This window comes from Hyphomicrobiales bacterium (assembly GCA_030688605.1).
GTDB lineage: Bacteria > Pseudomonadota > Alphaproteobacteria > Rhizobiales > NORP267 > JAUYJB01.
The window spans coordinates 21470-40722 of sequence record JAUYJB010000154.1 but is presented as its reverse complement, the minus strand read 5'-3'; the positions used below and the strand labels follow the sequence as shown (position 1 = coordinate 40722).

Genomic DNA, 19253 nt, shown 5'->3' with positions numbered 1-19253 from the left:
ATGCGGCTCCATTTTCGCCCATTGGGCGTCCGTCAGCACGAATCGTTCCATCCCAAGCTTGAATCACAAACAAGATCGAGATGGAATCCCGAATCTCAACAGGCCTTAGAGCGGTTCATGGTTATAGGGGATCGATTCGATGGGCCAAATCGGTTCATCCGGGCAGGCGTGGGCCGCGACGCGCGATACGGGATATCGGGCGAGCGCCGCAACACCGCCACGGCGCAAAATCATCCCGGTCAAATGGTTTCCTACAACCATGAACCGCTCTTGTGGCTGATCCCCGGCTTGGCGTCGCCGGCGTTCTTCGCCTCTCTGCTGACGCTGGTGCAGGCGGGCTACGCGGGCCGGCATGGCCATCATCCTGTTCGCGCCGCGCGCGGCGTGACGGGGCCGAGACCCCATCTCGGAAAATTCAACTAAGCTCTTGATATTGAATGGTGGATGATGCTGGACTTGAACCAGTGACCCTTGCGATGAGCAGCCAAATGCTCCTGCTTGCTTATCCCGCAGCCGCAAGACGAATGCCGCAGCGCCCGCCATTCGCTCGCGGGCAATAATACATAATCTTTTTACTATAAATCTGAGTATTTTATCGACACCCCCGCAAAGTACCGCGCGGCGCCGATTAATGTCCATCCGCCGGACATCAATGCCTCCAATTTTAAGAATTCTAAATATTCTTCAATTATATTAACTGCTTAGACCGACCAGATTTGGTCGGTGCAATGGCATACGCTCGGGAGTCAGGTCATTCGGCTCAAAAGCGTGTCTTGTATGGATAAGGTTATTATGGCGTCGAACACAGCCTCGAAAAGAATTTCCGGGCAGGAAAGCGATCCTCCAAACGGGGTGAGCGCCGCAGAGGACCGCAAGCCGAAATCGACGAATCCGACCCCGGACAGAACTCTGTCCGGCGACGCGGCGACCGAGCGTAACACGATCACCGGCGACACTGTCGCGTTGCCGCCTGCAGATAACCCCGTGGCGGCTCTGCGTGCCTTCATTGAGAAGAAATTCCGGCCCGGCGAGGATGATGAAAGCCCCTGCGAACCGGAAATGCAGCAGCGCGAAGTGCCCGCCCCGGAAAAAGGAAAAGCGTCTTGGACGGGCAAGGTGGTCAAGAGCCTGATCGGCCTGGCGCTCGTCATTGCGGTGGGCTGGCTTCCCGCACTCCGCTACTTTCAGGTCTCCAGCGTCGAGGCCGTGGTCAACGCGCGCCTGATTACGCTGCGGGCGCCGATCGAAGGTGTCGTTGAGGCCACGACCGAAACGATGCGGGTGGGAGCCCGGGCGGGCGAGGGTGACGGCCTGTTCAGGATCGTCAATCCGAGGGCGGACCGCAGCCGGTTGGATGATCTCAAGCGCGAACTTGCAAGACAGCAGGATGAGCAGGAACCGCTGTTGAATCAACTCGCCGAATTGGAAGCACTCCGTGGTGATCTGGAAAATCAGGTCGCTCAATTCCGGCAAGGCCGGATCCGACGCCTCCAGGCTCTATTCAGTGCCCAAACCTCGGAACTGTCGGCGGCATCGGCTCAACGCGACGAGGCAGCAGCGGACCTGCGCCGCTTGGCGGCTCTGCAAGCCAAAGGAGCCGCTTCCCAATCGGATCGCGATGAGGCAGCCAAGGACGCTCATGTCGCGAGCGAAACCGCCAAAGCAATTACCGCCCGCCGCGATGCGCTCTCGGTCGAGCTGGACGCGCTGCGCGGCGGAACGTTCATCGGCGACAGCTACAACGATCAGCCGCGCTCGTTGCAGCGGCTGGATGAACTGGATGAAAGAATCATCGCAGTCAAGGCGGAGCTCGGTCGACTGGATCAACGTCAAATCCGCCTGGGCAATGCGCTGCGCGAGGAAGAGACGCGGTATGCGGCGTTGAGCAGTGTCAATATCGGCGCGCCGGTCGATGGCCGGGTTTGGGAAATCCTGACCTCGCCCGGCGAGCAGGTCACGCGCGGTCAGGATCTCTTGCGGCTCCTGGATTGCTCCGACCTCGTCGTCACGGCCGCGGTCAGCGAATCCGTTTACAACCAGCTCAGCCTCGGTACGACCGCCGAATTTCGCTTTCGCGAGGGTGGTCCGCCGTGGACGGGCGAGGTCGTGCAGCTTACCGGTGTCGCTTCTGCGCCGGCTAATCTTGCCATCCTGCCTTCGGCGCTCATCAAGGCGTCTTATCGGGTCATGGTCTCGGTTTCGGATATGGCCTCAGCCGGACGTTGCCCGGTCGGGCGCACCGGCCGGGTCATTTTCACGGCTCCCGACGGCGCCGGATAAAACGTTACGCTGGACCCATGCACCCGACGTCTAGGACGGGCTGATTGCGGTGAACCCGTTACTCTCAACACTCCTGGAGGGCGCTTGGCCCGGTTTCGTCGCCGCCGGGATGCTGATGGCCATTTTGCCGTGGCTGAAGCGCGACAGTCGGTGGCGAATTGTTCCCCTGGCAGCCAGCCTGGCGCTCACCGTTCGCTACCTGGTCTGGCGCTTGCTGGTCACGATTCCGTCGGCGGATCAAACAACGGACTTTGTCGCAGGCTGCCTCTTCTTTGCCATCGAGTTTGCCGCCGTTTTCGGATCGATCCTGAGCCTGGTCACGCTCATGCGGACGAAGAGCCGATCCGCGGAGGTGGAATCCAATACCGACTGGCTCTTGGAGCGTCCCGAGCTGCCGAAGGTCGACGTGTTCATCTGCACCTATAACGAAGAGGCGGAGATCCTTGAACGCACCATCGTCGGAGCAATGGCGATGGATTACACGAACTACCGGGTCTGGGTCCTCGACGACGGCAGGCGCGCTTGGCTAAGGGATCTCGCCCGCGACCATGGCTGTGAATATCTCACCCGCCCGGACAATGCCCACGCCAAGGCCGGCAATATCAATCATGCGTTGAGCCACGTGGCTGGTTTGCCCGAGCGGCCGGATTTCGTGGCGATCCTGGATGCCGACTTCGTGCCGAGCAAGGCCTTCTTGTGGCGGGCAATGACCCTGTTCAAGGAGGAGGATGTCGGCGTCGTTCAGACCCCACAACACTTTTACAATCCCGACCCGATTCAGGCCAATCTTCTGGCGGCCGATACCTGGCCGGACGAACAGCGCTATTTCTTCGACATCGTGATGCCGGCAAAGGATGCCTGGGGCACGGCGTTCTGCTGCGGAACCTCGTCGGTGATCCGTATGGCCGCGCTTGATAAATGCGGCGGCATTCCGACGGATTCGGTCACCGAGGACTATCTTCTCACCCTGCGTTTGCTGCAGGTCGGATATCGGACGGTCTATCTGAACGAGCGATTGTCGCTCGGCCTGGCGCCGGAAGGCCTGAAGGAATACGTCACCCAGCGCAGCCGCTGGTGCCTCGGCTTCATGCAGATCTTTCGCAGCAAGGACGGTCCCCTTGCACCGGGGAACGGCCTGAGGATCGTCGACCGCATAGGCCTGTTTGAAAGCTTCCTTTTTTGGAGTGCCACCTATCTGTTCCGTGTCACCGCGTTCATCGTTCCGGTCATATATCTGTTGCTCGACATCCACGCGCTCGACGTGGACTTGGTCGACGGCATTTCGCATTTTCTGCCCTATTACTTTGTCCATATCGGAACCATTGTCTGGCTGTCCGAGCGGCGAATACTCCCGGTGATGACCGATCTTTCGCAACTGCTTGGCGCCCGGGAAATCTTGCGAGCGATCGCCATTGGCCTGCTGAAGCCGTATGGCCATAAGTTCAAAGTCACCGCGAAGGGCGGTGACCGGAACAAGCTGATCGTTCAGTGGCGGATGATGGTTCCGTTTATCGTGCTACTCGTCCTGACAATCCTCGGCGTGATAACCGCATTCTCCTTGGATACGGACCGGGCGCTTCAGGATTCGAGCGTAATCGCGCTCTATTGGAGCTGGTACAATATCATGATCTTGCTCTTGGCGATTGCGGTGTGCGTTGAACGGCCGCGCGTGCGCAAGGACGAGCGGCTGAAAACCGAGGAGACGGTCGCCCTCCATTTAAATGGCGAGGTCAAGACCTATACGATGGTCGATATCTCGGTCAGCGGCGGTCGCCTTCTGGGCGAGGCGCCTGGCCCGCCGGGAACCAGAGTCTCCATACTGCTGGGATCGCAGGTTCTGGACGGCAAGATTGCGCGAAAGCTGGATGATGGGTTCGCAATCGAGATTGAACAGACCATCGCCTCGCGCGCGGCAATGATCCGGCACGTCTATTCCGGCTCCCATCGCTCCGGGGTCGATCACATCAGGGCGATCTCGGTGGCAAAAAGAGTCTTCGCTCGTCTGTCTCGCTGAGAGAGGCAGGCAACACCCTAGCCGCGACACCAGGGCGACTGCCAGAGATACCGATCGATTTTGGGGACGAAGATCCGGCCGTCTAACTAATGACACTTCAAAGGCTTAGCATGGTGGGCGGTACTGGACTTGAACCAGTGACCCCTGCGATGTGAACACAGTGCTCTACCAGCTGAGCTAACCGCCCGCGCGCTTCCGGCCGATATAAGGTCGCCCCTGAACTCAAGTCAAGCACGCGGCGGATAGGCTGCGCAGCGCCATCGTGTCGCCCTTGCGCCGCGCGAACCGGTCGGGCATAGACCGCCCATGGCCGAAACCACCTCCTGGCGCCACGTCGTCATTCTGTTCATGGCAGGCGTCGCCGTCGCTCTTTTGATCGGCAAGGTTCCTGGCGCGATCCCTTTGATCAAGGAAGAGCTTTCGCTCAGCCTCGTCGGCGCCGGTTGGGTGGTCTCGATCTTCAGCCTGATCGCGGCCACGGGCGGTGCGGTGTTGGGCGCCCTTGCCGCGCGCATCGGCCCGGCGCGGCTTTCGCTTTTCGGCATGGCGCTGGCGGTGGTCGCCTCGGCCGCCGGCGCCTTTGCCGACGGAGCGGCGCAGCTTCTTGCGACCCGGATCTTCGAGGGGCTGGCCTTCGTGGTCACCGTGATCTCGATCCCGCTGTTGCTGACGGCGGTCACCACCCGGCGCGACCGCAACCTGGCGATGGGCCTGTGGGGGGCATACATGCCGCTCGGCGCCGGCGGCATGCTGCTGTTGAGCGCGCCGCTCCTAGGCGCCATCGGCTGGCGTGGCCTTTGGCTCGTCACCGCCGCGGTCATCGCGGTCCTGGCGGTGTTCATCCACCTCGCGGCGAAGCGGGCAGCGGCGCGCATGGTTGCCGCCGAGCGGCCGCATATCCGCGACATCGTCAGGGTCACCATGCGCCCCCGGCCGATGCTTTTGGGGGTCATTTTCGGCCTTTTTGCCGGCCAGCATCTGCTTCTGATCGGCTTCTTGCCGCTGATCCTCGTCGAGCAGCACGGGCTTTCCGAGCCGGCGGCTGCCGCCTGGGTGGCGGCCACCATTCTCTCGAACGTGCTCGGTAACGCCGCCGCCGGCTTCTCGCTGCGCCAGGGCGTTCCGGCGCGCGTCCTGATGGTGCTCGCCTGCGCCGTCACCGGCCTTTCGGCCTGCGTCGTCTATCTTGATGTGGCGACCGCCTGGAGCCTCGCCGCGGCCTTCGCCTTCTCGATGTTCGGCGGTCTCATCCCCGGTTCCCTGTTCGCGCTGGCGCCAGAGCAGGTCGACCGCGTCGAGCATTTGCCGAGCGTCAATGGGCTGATGCTGCAAGGCTCGTCCATCGGCCAGCTGTTGATGCCGCCGGCCGTCGCCGCCCTCGTCGCCCATGCCGGCACCTGGGCGGTGGCCGGTCCGGCGGGATTGGTGGTCATGAGCGTCGCCACGGTGCTTGCGGTCATGCTGACCCGTCCGCCTCCGGCGGGCCATCCAGCCGGCCGAGAAACGGTCGCAACGCCGGGATCAGCGCATCGAAATGGTCGATCAGCGCGTCGGGCTTGAAGGTCTCGATGGGCGTCGGCGTATAGCCGAAGGTGACGCCGATAAAGGGGATGCCCGCCGCCCGCGCCGCGCGTATGTCGGTCTCGCTGTCGCCGACCATGACCGCGCACGCCGGGTCGCCGCCGGCCCGCTCCACCGCCAAGAGCAGGTGCCCCGGGTCGGGCTTGCACACGGGAAAGGTATCGCCGCCCGCGATCACGTCGAAATGGGCGTCAAGATCGAGCGCCCGCAACAGTTTGACCGCCAGCGCTTCCATCTTGTTGGTGCAGACGGCAAGCCTGCTGCCGCCGCGCTTGAGGGCGCCAAGCGCGGTCTCGACGCCGGGGAAGGGGCGGCTGCCGACCGCGATATTGTCGCTGTAATGGGCGATGAAACGGGCGGTGAGCCGGTCGAGCTCGGCGGCGTCGAGACGCTGCCCGTCGGCCTCGAAGCGGCGCTCGATGAGCCGGCGCGCGCCATGACCGACCATGTGCCGGACATCGTCGACGGCGATCGGCTCGACGCCAAGCTCGGCGAGCACGACGTTCAGCGTTGCGGCGAGATCGGGCGCCGTGTCGGCCAGCGTGCCGTCGAGATCGAAGAGAATGACCGGTGAAACCTGCGGCATGGTCACGGTGGCGCGGCCCTTCTGTGCGCCGGGATGGGCAGGACGGATGTCAGGACGATGTCAGGACATAGAGGAGGAGGACGCGGGTTGCAACCCGAAGGCCACGGCGGCTCGCCGCTCAGATGGCAAGCTCCGAGCGCTGCTTGAAAGAGCAGCGCACGGCGCCCCAGTGCCGCCCATTGACGTGGATCGGGGCATCGATCTCCTTGCGGATCACAATCCTGCCGCCGCCCAGATCGCGCGGATAGGACTGGATCAGATAGGGCCGCGTGTTGCGCGCCGCGGCAAGCCCGTTCCGGTCGTCGAGGATGCGCCGGTTGCGGCTATTCACGACGTTCCACTGAAACTCTCCCTTGCGTTGCGGCTTGGACAGGCTTGGCTCGTGCACCGGCAGATAACCGTTGAAATCGACCGCCCCGACGTAAGCGATCCTCGGGTCGTCCCGCGGCAGCGGGTAAAGGATCGCCGGCAGCACGCTTTCCAGGAACCCCAGGCTTCGGGTGCGATACTGGACCGGATCGGTCTCGGGGATCGGCCGGTAGTCGGTATCGAACAGATCCCCGATCGAAACACGGCCCTCGGCGACGCCCGCCTCGAAGCATTCGCCGATGCGGCGGGCGACAATCTGGGCAAGCTCGATGAGCGGCCTGTTTTCCGTGTTCAGCCTTTCGATGAAGGCGAGGAGGCGGCTCTCCGCTTCGCCGCCGCCGGGCATGAAGGCGGCATGCAGGCCGAGATCGCTGGTGGTGACGATGCGCGCTTCGAGCGCGCCGATCTCGTCGAGCGTGATGGTGACCCGTGCGCCGTTGGCGAGCGCGATCTCGCCATCCGGTTTGACCAGCACGCCGCCGGGGGAGATGTCGACAGCGGTTACCGCGATCTGTTTGCCCGCGCCGGCGAGCTTGCCGCGGATTTCCACCGGCAGCCGGTTGTGCATCTGCCTGTCGGCAGCCTTGGTCTGGCGGATCAACATGGTGAAGCGCTGCCGCATCGTCTCGAACTCGCGGCTCATGACCTGCGCCGCGGCGCTGACATCCTCACCGACCGCATGGGCGTTTTCGGTGCGGCCCAGTATGTCGCCGGCGAGTTCGGAAACGGAACCGATGAAGCTCGCCATTTCGGCGGCATTCTCGCGGATCGTGTTGGATGACAGGATCTCGGTCCTGACGGCGTCGGCGACGGTGCCGAAAATCGGCTCCAGATCGGCGATGGTCTCGGTGATCTCGTCGACCGCGCTGATGCTGCCCTGGGCCGAGCGCTGCAGAAACGCGATCTTGGCGGCAATTTCGTCCGTGGCCTTCTGCGTCTGCACCGACAGCGCCTTGACCTCGTTGGCGACAACGACGAAGCCGCGGCCGGCCGCCCCCGCGCGCGCGGCCTCGATGGTGGCATTGAGGGCGAGCAGATTCGTCTGCCGCGCGACCGCGGCAATGAGCTGCACGACATCGCCGATCTCGTCGGCCGCGCGGCGCAGTTCCGCCACTCTGCTGCCGGCGTTGGTGGCAGCCTCGTTGGCCCGCCTGTTGATCTTTTCCGTCTCGTCGACCTGACGGCCGACATGCTCGCTCGATGTGGCAAGCTCGTCGGCGATGGAAGCGAGCATGGCCGCGTTCTGGCTCACCTGGTCGGTCATCGAGGCAAGCGTAAGGGTATCCGAGCGGACCGCCTCGGTGATGGTCAGCTGGCCGCCGATCTGTTGCCGCACGGCCTCGTAGGCCGCAACGACCTTCGTGATGACCCGATTGATATCGCCTTCGATCAGTTTGAAGGTCTCGCCGATATCGACCGGCGCATCGGCGGGGGGGTCGGCGGCGAATATGCCGGCGGCCCGCGGCTCGTCGCCGCCGAACGCGGCCTCGCCCTCGGTCCTTTCCACCGCATTTTCGGGCGGGCCGGCCTTGCTGAGTGGACCGCTCGTCATGTTCTCGCTCTCATCTATGGCAGCGGCAGTCGGGAGCGCTTGCCGCCGTCCCCCGGGGTCGCGAAATGATGTGGCCTCACAAGCGTTTAACTTACGATTTATCGCGATGCACGGTTAATGCCGGCTTAATGGCTGGGCGCGCAGGGCATTTCGCGAGACGCCCCATGGCCGCGCCAGGGGGCCTGTGATAACAACGGAGCCCGGTATTCGCGCGCTCGCGCGCCGGGGTCGACCGGCGCCGGCATGAGGAGAGCAGGATGAAGCTTAAAGACCCTAGTCTGTTGAAACAGCAATGCTATATTGCCGGCGCCTGGGTCGGTGCCGCCAAGACCGACGTGATCGATCCGGCGACTGGCGCGGCCATCGCCCGCGTGCCCGACCTCGGCGGCGAGAAGACCCGCCAGGCGATCGCGGCGGCGGCGGAGGCCTTCAAACATTGGTCGCGGCGGCTGGCCAAGGAGCGCGCAAACCTGTTGCGCCGCTGGTTCGAGCTCATCATGGCCAATCGGGAAGACCTGGCGCTGCTGATGACCAGCGAGCAGGGCAAGCCGCTGGCCGAAGCCCTCGGCGAGGTCGACTATGGGGCCGCCTTTGTCGAGTTCTACGCCGAGGAGGCCAAGCGAATCTACGGCGAGACCATCCCGACCCACCGCGCCGACGGACGCATCGTCGTCATCAAGCAGCCGGTCGGCGTGGTCGCGGCGATCACGCCGTGGAACTTTCCGCTCGCCATGATTACCCGCAAGATCGCGCCGGCGCTTGCCGCCGGCTGCACCGTGGTCTGCAAGCCGGCGCCGGAGACTCCGCTGACGGCGCTTGCGCTCGCCGAGCTTGCCGACCGGGCCGGGCTGCCGGCGGGCATCATCAACATCGTCACCGGCGATGCGCTGAAGATCGGCCCAGAGCTCACCGGCAACGAAGCCGTCAGGCTCCTCGCCTTCACCGGCTCGACCGAGGTCGGACGGCTGCTCATGCGCCAGAGCGCCGATACGGTGAAGAAGGTGGCGCTGGAGCTTGGCGGCAATGCCCCCTTCATCGTCTTCGACGACGCCGATCTGGACGCGGCGGTTGCCGGCGCCATGGCCTCCAAATACCGCAACTCCGGCCAGACCTGCGTCTGCGCCAACCGCATCTACGCGCAGGACGGCATCTATGACGCCTTCGCCGAGAGGCTCGCCGGCGAGGTGGTGAAGCTCAAGGTCGGCGCCGGCGCCGAGGTCGGTGTCACCACCGGCCCGCTGATCAATGACGACGCGCTCGCCAAGGTCGAGGCGCATATCGAGGATGCCGTCGGGCAGGGGGCCCAGATCGTGGTCGGCGGCCACCGCCACGCGCTCGGCGGCCGGTTCTTCGAGCCGACGGTGATCAAGAACGTCACCACCAAGATGCTCATCAGCCGCGAGGAGACCTTCGGGCCGGTGGCGCCGCTCTACCGCTTTTCTTCCGAGCAAGAGGTGGTCGACATGGCCAACGACACGCCCTATGGCCTTGCCGCCTATTTCTACAGCCGCGACGTCGGCCGCTGCTGGCGGGTCGCTGAGGCGCTCGAATGCGGCATCGTCGGCATCAATGAGGGCATCATTTCCACCGAGCTTGCCCCCTTCGGCGGCGTTAAGCAGTCCGGCCTCGGCCGCGAGGGCTCGCATCACGGCATCGAGGAGTTCGTCGAGATGAAATATGTGCTTTTCGGCGGGCTCGGCGGCTAGGGAGGTCCTCTATGGCTTCGTCGGCAGAGGACTTCAAGCGCGCCGCCGCCGCCCGCGCCCTGGATTTCGTGGAGCCCGGCCAGCGGCTTGGCCTCGGCACCGGCTCGACGGCAGCCCAATTTGTCGATCTTCTGGGGGACCGGGTCCGCCACGGGCTCGACATTGTCTGCGTGCCGACCTCCGAGGCGACGCGCGCGCAGGCCGAACGGCTCGGCATCCCCCTGACCACGCTCGACGAGGAGCCTCGCCTCGACCTTACCGTCGACGGCGCCGATGAGATCGGCCCAGGCCTGGCGCTGATCAAGGGGGGCGGCGGGGCGCTGTTGCGCGAAAAGATCGTCGCTACGGCGTCGGCCCGCTTGCTGATCATCGCCGATGCCTCCAAGCGGGTCGAGGTGCTGGGCGGATTTCCGCTGCCGGTGGAGGTTGCGCATTTCGGCACCCGCGCGACCACGGTGTCGATCGAAGAATGTGCCCGCGCGCTCGGTCTCGGCGGACCCGTCATCCAGCGCATGGCGAAGAGTGGAGAGCCCTTCCCCACCGACAATGGCAATCTCATTTTCGACTGCCATTTTCACCGCATCGAAGACCCGGCGCGGCTCGCCGGCGCGCTTGCGGCGATCCCCGGCGTCGTCGAGCACGGCCTGTTCATCGACATGGCGGACATCGCCGTTATCGCCGATGCGGACGGCGTTACGGTGATTGAAGCCTGACCGGTCGCGGCCGGACGACCGAGGGGGCAAGCATGGCCGAAAAATTCGACTACGATCTGTTCGTGATCGGCGGCGGATCGGGCGGCGTGCGGGCCGCGCGCATGGCCGCCGAATATGGCGCCCGGGTCGCGCTCGCCGAGGAATACCGGGTCGGCGGCACCTGCGTCATCCGCGGCTGCGTGCCGAAGAAGCTCTTCGTCTATGCCAGCCACTTCGCCGAGGATTTCGAGGACGCGGCGGGTTTCGGCTGGACGCCGGGCAAGGCGACGTTCGACTGGAAGCGCCTGATCGCCAACAAGGACAAGGAGATCGATCGGCTCAACAGGGCCTATATCGCCAACCTCGAGGCGGCCGGCGTCGAAGTCATCCAGTCCCGCGCCGAGCTCACCGACGCGCACGCGATCTTTCTGGTCGCCGGAGAGCGCGCCGTCACCGCCGAAACCGTCCTGATCGCGACCGGGGCCGCCCCCGTCGTTCCGCAGAATGTGCCGGGCTGCCATTTCGCCATCACCTCCAACGACGCCTTTTACCTCGACGCGCTGCCCGACAGCATCGCCATCATCGGCGGCAGCTATATCGCGGTGGAGTTCGCCGGCATCTTCAACGGCCTCGGGGTGGAGACGCTCTTGCTCTACCGTGGCGAGCAGATCCTCCGCGGCTTTGACGACGATCTGCGCGACGGTTTGGCCGACGAGATGCGCAAGAAGGGGATCGACGTGCGCACCCACGCCAATGTCAGCGAGATCCGCAAGTCGGGCGACGGGTTCGAGGTCGCGCTGCCGGCAGGCGAAACGGCGCGCGCCTCGCTCGTCATGTACGCCACCGGCCGCGTCCCCAACACGCTCGGCCTCGGGCTCGAAACGGCTGGCGTCCGCATTGACGGCAAGGGCGCGGTCGTGGTCGACCGCTACTCGCGCACCAATGTCGACAACATCTACGCCGTCGGCGACGTCACCGACCGGCTCAACCTGACGCCGGTGGCGATCCGCGACGGGGCCGCCTTCGCCGAGACCGTGTTCAACGACAACCCGACGGCCGTCGACCATTCCGACGTGCCGACCGCGGTTTTCTCGCAGCCGGAGATCGGCGCGGTCGGTCTGACCGAGGCCGAGGCGCGCGCGGCCTATCCAGGGGTGAAGGTCTACAAATCGAGATTCCGGCCGATGAAGCACACGCTGACCGGCCGCGACGAGATGATGCTGATGAAGCTCATCGTCGAAGAGAAGAGCGACCGGGTGCTCGGCTGCCACATTCTGGGCTCCGGCGCTTCCGAGATGATCCAGCTTGTCGGCATCGCCCTCAAGATGGGCGTGACCAAGCGCGACTTCGACGCCACCATGGCCGTGCACCCGACGGCGGCCGAAGAACTGGTGACCCTGGGTTAGGCCCGCCCGCTCATGTTCTGGAAGGTGCGGCCATGAGCGAGAACCGCGGTCCCGCAGGGGCGAGCCCCCGGCTCGACATTGCGACCATGCGGGCGATCCCGACCGGTGTCTGGGCGGTCGGTTTTGTCTCCCTGTTCATGGACATGTCGTCGGAGATGATCCATGCGCTGCTGCCGGTCTATCTGGTCACTGCGCTCGGCGCCTCGGCGCTCACGGTCGGAATCATCGAGGGGATTGCGGAGGCGACCGCCTCCATGGTCAAGGTGTTCTCCGGCGCGCTCAGCGACTGGCTCGGCAAGCGCAAGATGCTGGCCGTCATCGGTTACGGGCTCGCCGCCGTCACCAAGCCGGTATTCCCCCTGGCCACCGGCATCGGCCTGATTGCGGCGGCGCGGTTTACCGACCGCATCGGCAAGGGCATCCGGGGCGCGCCGCGCGATGCGTTGCTCGCCGACATCGCCCCGCGCCACCTGATCGGCGCGAGTTATGGGCTCAGGCAGTCGCTCGATACGCTCGGCGCCGTCCTCGGTCCGTTGCTGGCAATTGCCTTCATGGCGCTGACCGCCGGCGATTTCATTGCCGTGTTCTGGATCGCCGTTATCCCTGCCTTCATCGCCGTCGGCTGCATGATATTTGCGGTGCGCGAGCCGGCGCGGCCCGCGGGCCTGCGCAAGGTCCGCTTTCCCCTGAGCCTTGCCGAGCTCAAGCGCCTTCCCGCGCCCTATTGGTGGGTCGTCGCTGTCGCCACCGCGTTTACGCTGGCCCGCTTCTCGGAAGCCTTCCTGATCCTGCGTGCCCAGCAGATCGGCCTCGCCGTCTCGTTCGTTCCAGCGGTCCTGTTGGTCATGAGCCTGGCCTACGCGCTCGCCGCCTATCCGGCCGGCGTCCTCTCCGATATCGGCGGGCGCAGGGGCGTGCTGTTTGCCGGCATCGTCATGCTGATCGCCGCCGACATGGCGCTCGCCCTGGCGCCGGACATCGCCTGGGTCATGGCCGGCACCGTCCTGTGGGGCCTGCACATGGGCTTCACCCAGGGGCTTCTCTCGGCGCTCGTCGCCGATACGGCCCCGGCGGAGCTGCGCGGCACTGCCTTCGGCGCCTTCAATATGCTGATCGGGGTTGCGCTGCTCGCCGCCAGTCTGATCGCCGGCGCGCTGTGGGACAGAATTGGGCCGCAGGCGACCTTTTTCGCCGGCGCGCTGTTTGCCGCCCTGGCGCTCCTGGGCTTTCTCGTGATCCGCGCCCGACTCAGCGACTCCGGCCGACACTCTTGAGCTGCAACGCGTACCAGGCGGCGATGATCCCGCCGAGGCCGAGGGCGGCGAAACCCACGCCCCAGGCAAGCGGGCTTGCCGCTGTGCCGTTGCCGGCAAGGTCGAGGATGGCGCCGAAGGCGAGCGGCGCCAGGGCGCCGGCGCCGAAGCCGAAAAGCGAGCGAATGGCGAGCGCCGAGCCGAGATAGGCGGGCGAGACGGCCTCGGTCAGCGCCGTCGACAGAACCGCCGAATCGCCGATGGCAAGATAGGCATAGACGAGCACCAGTGGCGCCACGATCAGGGTCGGAACGGCGACCATCCAGCCGATGGAAAACGACAGGACGGCGCCCGCCGCGGCGACCGCGAACAGCACCGCCTTGCGGCCGTGCCGGTCCGAGGCCGCCCCCATGTTGAGAGAGGCCGCGGCGCCCGAGATGTGGCCGGCCGCCGCCACATAGGCGCTCAAGCCGGCGCCGGCCAGCACGCTCCAGCCGTTGAACGACAGGTTGGCGGCGACGAAGGCCGGGATCCAGGCCCACATGCCGAGCAGCTCCCAGCTATGCGCCGTATAGCCCGCAACGAGCCGGCGCGCGTCGCGGTTGGCGAACAGCGCCGCCTTGAGGCTCGGCGCGCCGCCGCGCTCGTGGATGGTGTTGGGCATGCGCCATAGCACAGCGGTCAGCAGCGCCGCGCCTAGCGTCGGCAACAGGCCGGTCAGCACGAAGGCCGCCTGCCAGCCGCCGAGCGCCAGGCCGATTCCGGCGGTGGACAGCGACCCGGCATAGCCGATCGAGGTCGAACCAATCAGCCAGCCGACCGCATTGCCGCGCCGGCGCGGCGAATAGCGCTCGGCGAACAACATCACGATCGGTGTATAGATGCCGCCCTGCATCAGCCCGGCAAGTCCGTAGAGAACGAGAGCGCTTGCATAGTCGCGGGCGAACAGGCCGAAGCTGGCGGCCGCCGCCGCCGCCAGCCAGCAGGAGCCGAGCGCCACCCGCTTGGCGCCGAAATGATCGGCGATCCACGAGGTGACGAACAGCGACAGCGCATAGAAAACCGTGAAGCTGGTGACGATCGAGCCGGCCTGTGCGGCGCCGATCTCCCAGGCCGGCATGATGACCGGCACGGTCGCCGCCACGGCCATGAAAATGGCGAACAGAAACACGCGCGCCAGGCACACCGCCAGCACCCACGGATCGCGCCCGGCCGGTCCGTCCCACTGAGCATGGATTGCCGCGGTCAAGGAAAGTTTCGCTCTATGCTGATTTCGTCAGGGACGTCGTCAAGATTGGCACCCGCTCAGATACTCCTGCGCCAGCTGATCGACAACCTGCCTTAATGCCTCTGCCTCCTCGGCGCCCGCGGCAACCGCCTCCTCGAAGGTGGCGAGCTGCCGGTCGGCGCTGGTGCCGCGGCGGACGATCTCGCGCGCATGCTCGATCTCCGCCACGCATTCAAAATGCTCCGCGTCCTCGCGCGTCAGATCGATGAGCTCCTCGACCAGGTCCTTGAAGGGGACCAGGATGCCCTTGCCGAAATCGACCAGGCTTTCGCTGATGCCGTAGCGCTGCGCGCGCCAGCGGTTCTCCATGATCAGGAAGCGCGAATAGTCGCGCCAGCGCTGATTGTCGCGCCTGAGGCGATAAAGCATGCGCGCGAGGCAAAGATAGAGCGCCGCCACGCTCATCGTGTCCTCGATCAGCGGGCAGACGTCGGTGACGCGCATCTCCAGCGTCGGAAACCGCGCCGAGGGCCGCAGGTCCCACCAGATCTTGGTTGCGTCCTCGATCAGCCCGGCATTGATCAGCGCCTCGACCGTGCGCTGATATTCCGGGAAGCTCGAAAAGCTCTCCGGCAGGCCGGTGCGCGGCAGCTCTTGGAACACGGACAGCCGGTAGCTTTTCAGCCCGGTCGGCTGCCCCTGCCAGAAGGGCGAGGAGGTCGACAGCGCCAAGAGGTGCGGCAGGAAATAGGTGAGCTGGTTCATCAGGTCGATGCGCATCGCATCGTCGGCTATGCCGACGTGGACATGCATGCCGCAGATGAGCAGCCGCCGCGCCACCACCTGCATGTCCTCGGCCAGCACATTGTAGCGCTCCTTGTCGGTGCGCTGCTGCTGCGTCCACATGGCGAAGGGGTGGGTGGACACGGCGAGCGGCACCAGGGCGTGGCCCTTGGCGATGTCGGCGATAGTGCAGCGCAGATGGGAGAGTTCGGCTCGCGCCTCGGCGAGGCTGGCGCATATCGGCGTTCCGACCTCGAGCTGGCAGCGCAGGAACTCGGAGCTGACGCGCCGCGTCAGCGCCTTTTCGCACGCCCGCATCAGCGCCTTCGGCGGGTCGCTCTCCAGGTCCCGGGATTTCGGGTCGATGAGGAGATATTCCTCCTCGATGCCGATGGTGAAGGTCGGCTCCTGCCTCTGCATGCGGCGATTGAAGCGATACGGCGCGGCCTTGCCAAGCGATCTTTTCGGCGAATGCCTTTGGGACCCGGACAGGCCCGACCGCATCATGACCTCGATCATTGAAAGGTGCCGCTGAAAAGCCGACATAAACTGCGGCATTCATCGCTTGTTCAAGGCAAGGTTGGCGCGTCGCGATGGCAGAAAAACCCGACATAGACGAGGTCCTCGCCATCGGCAAGTCGCCGCGCAACATTTGGCTGCGTTGGCGGGCGGCGGTGTGGCTGGGGGTGGCGATCCTACTCTTCGCCGCGGCCGTCGCCTATTGGGTCGGGCAGGCCGCCGCCCCGGCGCTGCGCTATGTGACCGAGCCGGCGACGCGCGGCGACCTAACCGTCACGGTCACCGCGACCGGGACCGTGGAACCGACCAACGTGGTCGAGATTTCCAGCGAGCTTTCAGGGACCGTCAGGTCGGTCGAGGTCGACTTCAACGACCGGGTGACCACGGGGCAGATCCTTGCCCGGCTCGACACCGACAAGCTCGAGGCCCAGGTGGCGCGTTCGCGTGCGAGCGTTGCGGCGAGCATGGCCCGGGTCAGCGAAGCGGAGGCGACGATCGGCGAGACGAAGGCTAGGTTCGAGCGCCTGGCACAGCTTGCGGAAAAGGAATTCGTTTCGCGGCAGGACCTTGAGACGGCGAAGGCCACCTATGAGCGGGCCGTGGCGTCCCTGGCGAGCGCCGAGGCCGACGCAAACGTGGCCGAGGCCGACCTGACGGTCAACGAGACCGATCTTGAGAAGGCCTGCATCTGCTCCTCCATCGACGGCATCGTATTGAGCCGGAACGTCGAGCCGGGGCAGACGGTGGCCGCCACGCTTCAGGCGCCGGTGCTGTTCACGCTTGCCGAGGATCTGCGGCAGATGGAGCTGCAGGTCGACATCGACGAAGCCGATATCGGCAAGGTGAAGAACGGCCAGGCCGCCGTCTTTTCCGTCGAGGCCTACCTGGCGCGCACCTTTCCGGCTGCGATCTCGCAACTGCGTTTCGCATCGCAGACGGTGGAAGGCGTCGTCACCTACAAGGCCATCCTGAGCATCGACAATTCCGAGCTTCTGCTCCGGCCCGGCATGACGGCGACCGCCGACATCGTCGTGCAGCAGGTGAAGGACGCCGTGCTCGTGCCCAACGCGGCGCTGCGCTTTGCACCGCCGGAGGAGGCCGAGGACACGTCGGATGGGGGTCTCCTGACCATGATCCTGCCGCGTCCCCCGCGGCGCGCCGAGGTGCCGGCGGCGCCGGCGACCGAGGGAGAGCGGCGGATCTGGGTGCTCAAGGAGGGCGAGGCCCTGCCGGTCATGGTCGCAACCGGCGTGACGGACGGAACCATGACCGAGATTCTATCCGGCGACATCGCGCCCGACGATCCGGTGATCGTCGACGCGCGCTCGCAGTAGGGGGCGAGGCGTGGCCCCCGCACGCAAGACGGCGGCGCCCGGCGCGGCGCTGATGGAGCTCAAGGGCGTCACCAAGGTCTACGGGTCGGGCCGGGCGGCGGTGCGCGCCCTTGCCGGCGTCGATCTTGCTGTCGAAGCCGGCGAATTCGTCGCCATCATGGGGCCGAGCGGGTCAGGCAAGTCCACTGTCATGAACATTCTCGGCTGCCTCGATACGCCGAGCGAGGGGCAATATCTTTTCAGCGGCGTGGACGTCGGCAAGCTGAACCGCGATCAGCGCGCCCTCCTGCGGCGGCATTATCTCGGCTTCATCTTCCAGGGCTTCAACCTGCTCGCCCGCGCCTCGGCTCTGGAAAATGTCGAGCTGCCGCTGATTTATCGCGGTGTTGCGCCGGCGGCGCGAAGGGCGCTGGCGCGCGAGGCCCTGGAGAGGGTCGGGCTTGCGGGCCGCGAGAGCCATGACCCGAGCGAGCTTTCCGGCGGCGAGCAGCAGCGCGCGGCGATCGCGCGCGCCATCGTCACCCGGCCCAGCGTGGTGCTCGCCGACGAGCCGACCGGCAATCTCGACACCGCCCGCAGCCGCGAAATCATGGAGCTTCTGACCGCCCTCAACAAGGACGAGGGGATCACCGTCATCATGGTGACCCACGAACTCTTTGTCGCCGAATATGCCGAGCGGGTCGTGAGCTTCCTCGACGGCCTGATCGTCTCCGACGGTACGAGCACGAGGGCCGCGTGATGCTCTGGGAAACCTTCAAGCTCGCCTTTCAGGCGCTTCTCCGCAACGCGCTGAGATCGTCGCTGACCGTGCTTGGAATCGTCATCGGCGTCGGCGCGGTGATCGCCATGGTGACCATCGGCAACGGCACGACGGCGCAGGTCGCAGCCGACATTTCCAAGCTCGGCACCAACCTTCTGACGCTGAGTCCAGGCCAGGGCCCCGGCCCGCCGGGAGGCGCGCGCGCCGCCGCCAAGCCATTCGACATGGACGATGCCAGGGCTATCGAACGGCAGATCGGCGGCATCCGCGCGGTGGCTCCCACCGCCGCCACCGCCGCCACGGCGATCTTCGCCAACAGGAACTGGAACACGTCGGTCACCGGCAGCACCAACGACTATTTCGTGGCGCGGGAATGGAGCTTCGCGGCAGGCCGCCGGTTTCTCGAAAACGAGCTGCGCTCGGGCAAGACCGTGTGCATCATCGGCGAGACGGTCCGCAAGGAGCTGTTCGGCGGCAGCGGTCCGGTCGCCCAGCGCATCCGGCTGAAGAACGTCTCCTGCGAAGTGATCGGGCTGTTGGCGGCGAAGGGCCAGTCGAGCTTCGGCGCCGACCAGGATGACGCGATCGTCATGCCGATCCGCGCCGTGCAGCGGCGGTTTCTCGGCAATCAGGACGTGCGATCGATCTTCGTCTCCGCGGCCGAAGGCGTCTCCACCGACCGGGTGCGGCGCGACCTCACCGCGTTGATGCGCGAGCGGCGGCGCATCACGCCCGGCGAGGAGGATGATTTCAACGTCTTCGACATGACGGAGATCGCCGCCATGCTGACCACCACGACGACGGTTCTCACCGGCCTTCTCGGCGCGGTCGCCGCCGTCAGCCTGCTCGTCGGCGGCATCGGCATCATGAACATCATGCTGGTGTCGGTGACGGAGCGCACCCGCGAAATCGGCATTCGGCTCGCCGTCGGCGCCCAGGAGCACCAGGTGCTGATGCAGTTCCTGGTGGAAGCGGCCGTCTTGTCGCTGTTCGGCGGTCTCATCGGCATCCTCGCCGGCCTCGGCTTGGCCGCGGTCGCGGTTTCTTTCCTCAAGGTGCCGTTCATGTTCGACCCGACGATCGTCGTCGTCGCCTTTGCGTTTTCGGCGGCCGTCGGGCTGGTCTTCGGCTTTATGCCGGCGCGCCGCGCCGCCCGCCTCGATCCGATCGAGGCGCTGCGCCACGAATAG

15 protein-coding genes and 1 tRNA gene are annotated in these 19253 nt (G+C 65.6%); 11 read left to right on the top strand and 5 right to left on the bottom strand.

What is annotated here, in order from left to right; genetic code table 11:
- Positions 1-117: 117 nt before the first annotated feature.
- The 3 genes from Q8P46_16090 to Q8P46_16080 all read left to right on the top strand — a co-directional run bounded on the left by Q8P46_16090 (position 118) and on the right by Q8P46_16080 (position 4294).
- On the top strand, positions 118-423 hold the full coding sequence (locus tag Q8P46_16090) for a hypothetical protein (protein ID MDP2621667.1): 306 nt from the start codon (positions 118-120) through the stop codon (positions 421-423).
- A gap of 354 nt (positions 424-777) precedes the next feature.
- The gene (locus tag Q8P46_16085) at positions 778-2280 is read left to right on the top strand and encodes an HlyD family efflux transporter periplasmic adaptor subunit (protein ID MDP2621666.1); all 1503 of its coding nucleotides are present in this window, start codon (positions 778-780) and stop codon (positions 2278-2280) included.
- Between the two features lie 115 nt (positions 2281-2395).
- Positions 2396-4294, top strand: coding sequence for a glycosyltransferase (locus Q8P46_16080; GenBank protein MDP2621665.1), 1899 nt, complete (start codon positions 2396-2398; stop codon positions 4292-4294).
- Positions 4295-4405: 111 nt separating this feature from the next.
- On the opposite strand, the gene Q8P46_16075 is transcribed toward Q8P46_16080, so the two are convergent.
- Positions 4406-4481 (bottom strand) — tRNA-Val (locus Q8P46_16075).
- Positions 4482-4600: 119 nt separating this feature from the next.
- Here Q8P46_16075 and Q8P46_16070 point away from each other — a divergent pair.
- On the top strand, positions 4601-5854 hold the full coding sequence (locus tag Q8P46_16070; protein MDP2621664.1) for an MFS transporter: 1254 nt from the start codon (positions 4601-4603) through the stop codon (positions 5852-5854).
- On the opposite strand, the gene gph is transcribed toward Q8P46_16070, so the two are convergent.
- Both gph and Q8P46_16060 read right to left on the bottom strand, forming a co-directional pair.
- Positions 5751-6461 carry a phosphoglycolate phosphatase gene (gph, locus tag Q8P46_16065; protein ID MDP2621663.1) on the bottom strand — a complete coding sequence of 237 codons (711 nt, stop codon included), beginning with the start codon at positions 6459-6461 and terminating at the stop codon, positions 5751-5753. The genes Q8P46_16070 and gph overlap by 104 nt on opposite strands.
- A gap of 118 nt (positions 6462-6579) precedes the next feature.
- Positions 6580-8382 carry a methyl-accepting chemotaxis protein gene (locus Q8P46_16060; GenBank protein MDP2621662.1) on the bottom strand — a complete coding sequence of 601 codons (1803 nt, stop codon included), beginning with the start codon at positions 8380-8382 and terminating at the stop codon, positions 6580-6582.
- 257 nt (positions 8383-8639) lie between these two features.
- On the opposite strand from Q8P46_16060, the gene Q8P46_16055 reads away from it, so the two are divergent.
- The 4 genes from Q8P46_16055 (at position 8640) to Q8P46_16040 (ending at position 13460) form a co-directional block, all read left to right on the top strand.
- Positions 8640-10088, top strand: a complete 1449-nt coding sequence (locus tag Q8P46_16055) for an NAD-dependent succinate-semialdehyde dehydrogenase (GenBank protein ID MDP2621661.1) — start codon at positions 8640-8642, stop codon at positions 10086-10088.
- 11 nt (positions 10089-10099) lie between these two features.
- Positions 10100-10801: a ribose-5-phosphate isomerase RpiA gene (gene rpiA, locus Q8P46_16050; protein MDP2621660.1), complete on the top strand. Its 702-nt coding sequence runs from the start codon at positions 10100-10102 to the stop codon at positions 10799-10801.
- A 32-nt stretch (positions 10802-10833) separates the two neighbouring features.
- Entirely contained in the window at positions 10834-12186 is a 1353-nt protein-coding gene (gor, locus tag Q8P46_16045) for a glutathione-disulfide reductase (GenBank protein MDP2621659.1), read from the top strand.
- 86 nt (positions 12187-12272) lie between these two features.
- The gene (locus Q8P46_16040; GenBank protein MDP2621658.1) at positions 12273-13460 is read left to right on the top strand and encodes an MFS transporter; all 1188 of its coding nucleotides are present in this window, start codon (positions 12273-12275) and stop codon (positions 13458-13460) included.
- Here Q8P46_16040 and Q8P46_16035 read toward each other — a convergent pair.
- Together Q8P46_16035 and Q8P46_16030 are read right to left on the bottom strand one after the other, a co-directional pair.
- The gene (locus Q8P46_16035; GenBank protein MDP2621657.1) at positions 13435-14688 is read right to left on the bottom strand and encodes an MFS transporter; all 1254 of its coding nucleotides are present in this window, start codon (positions 14686-14688) and stop codon (positions 13435-13437) included. The two genes, Q8P46_16040 and Q8P46_16035, sit on opposite strands and share 26 nt — an antisense overlap.
- A gap of 39 nt (positions 14689-14727) precedes the next feature.
- On the bottom strand, positions 14728-15870 hold the full coding sequence (locus Q8P46_16030) for a carboxylate-amine ligase (protein ID MDP2621656.1): 1143 nt from the start codon (positions 15868-15870) through the stop codon (positions 14728-14730).
- A 173-nt stretch (positions 15871-16043) separates the two neighbouring features.
- Here Q8P46_16030 and Q8P46_16025 point away from each other — a divergent pair, with 173 nt between their 5' ends.
- From Q8P46_16025 to Q8P46_16015, 3 genes are read left to right on the top strand one after another with little or no spacing between them, the layout of a single operon-like run.
- A complete protein-coding gene (locus tag Q8P46_16025; GenBank protein MDP2621655.1) occupies positions 16044-17303 on the top strand; it encodes an efflux RND transporter periplasmic adaptor subunit in 1260 nt (419 codons plus the stop codon).
- Between the two features lie 52 nt (positions 17304-17355).
- Positions 17356-18042, top strand: coding sequence for an ABC transporter ATP-binding protein (locus Q8P46_16020; GenBank protein ID MDP2621654.1), 687 nt, complete (start codon positions 17356-17358; stop codon positions 18040-18042).
- Entirely contained in the window at positions 18042-19253 is a 1212-nt protein-coding gene (locus Q8P46_16015; GenBank protein MDP2621653.1) for an ABC transporter permease, read from the top strand. Before Q8P46_16020 ends, Q8P46_16015 begins: the two co-directional genes overlap by 1 nt.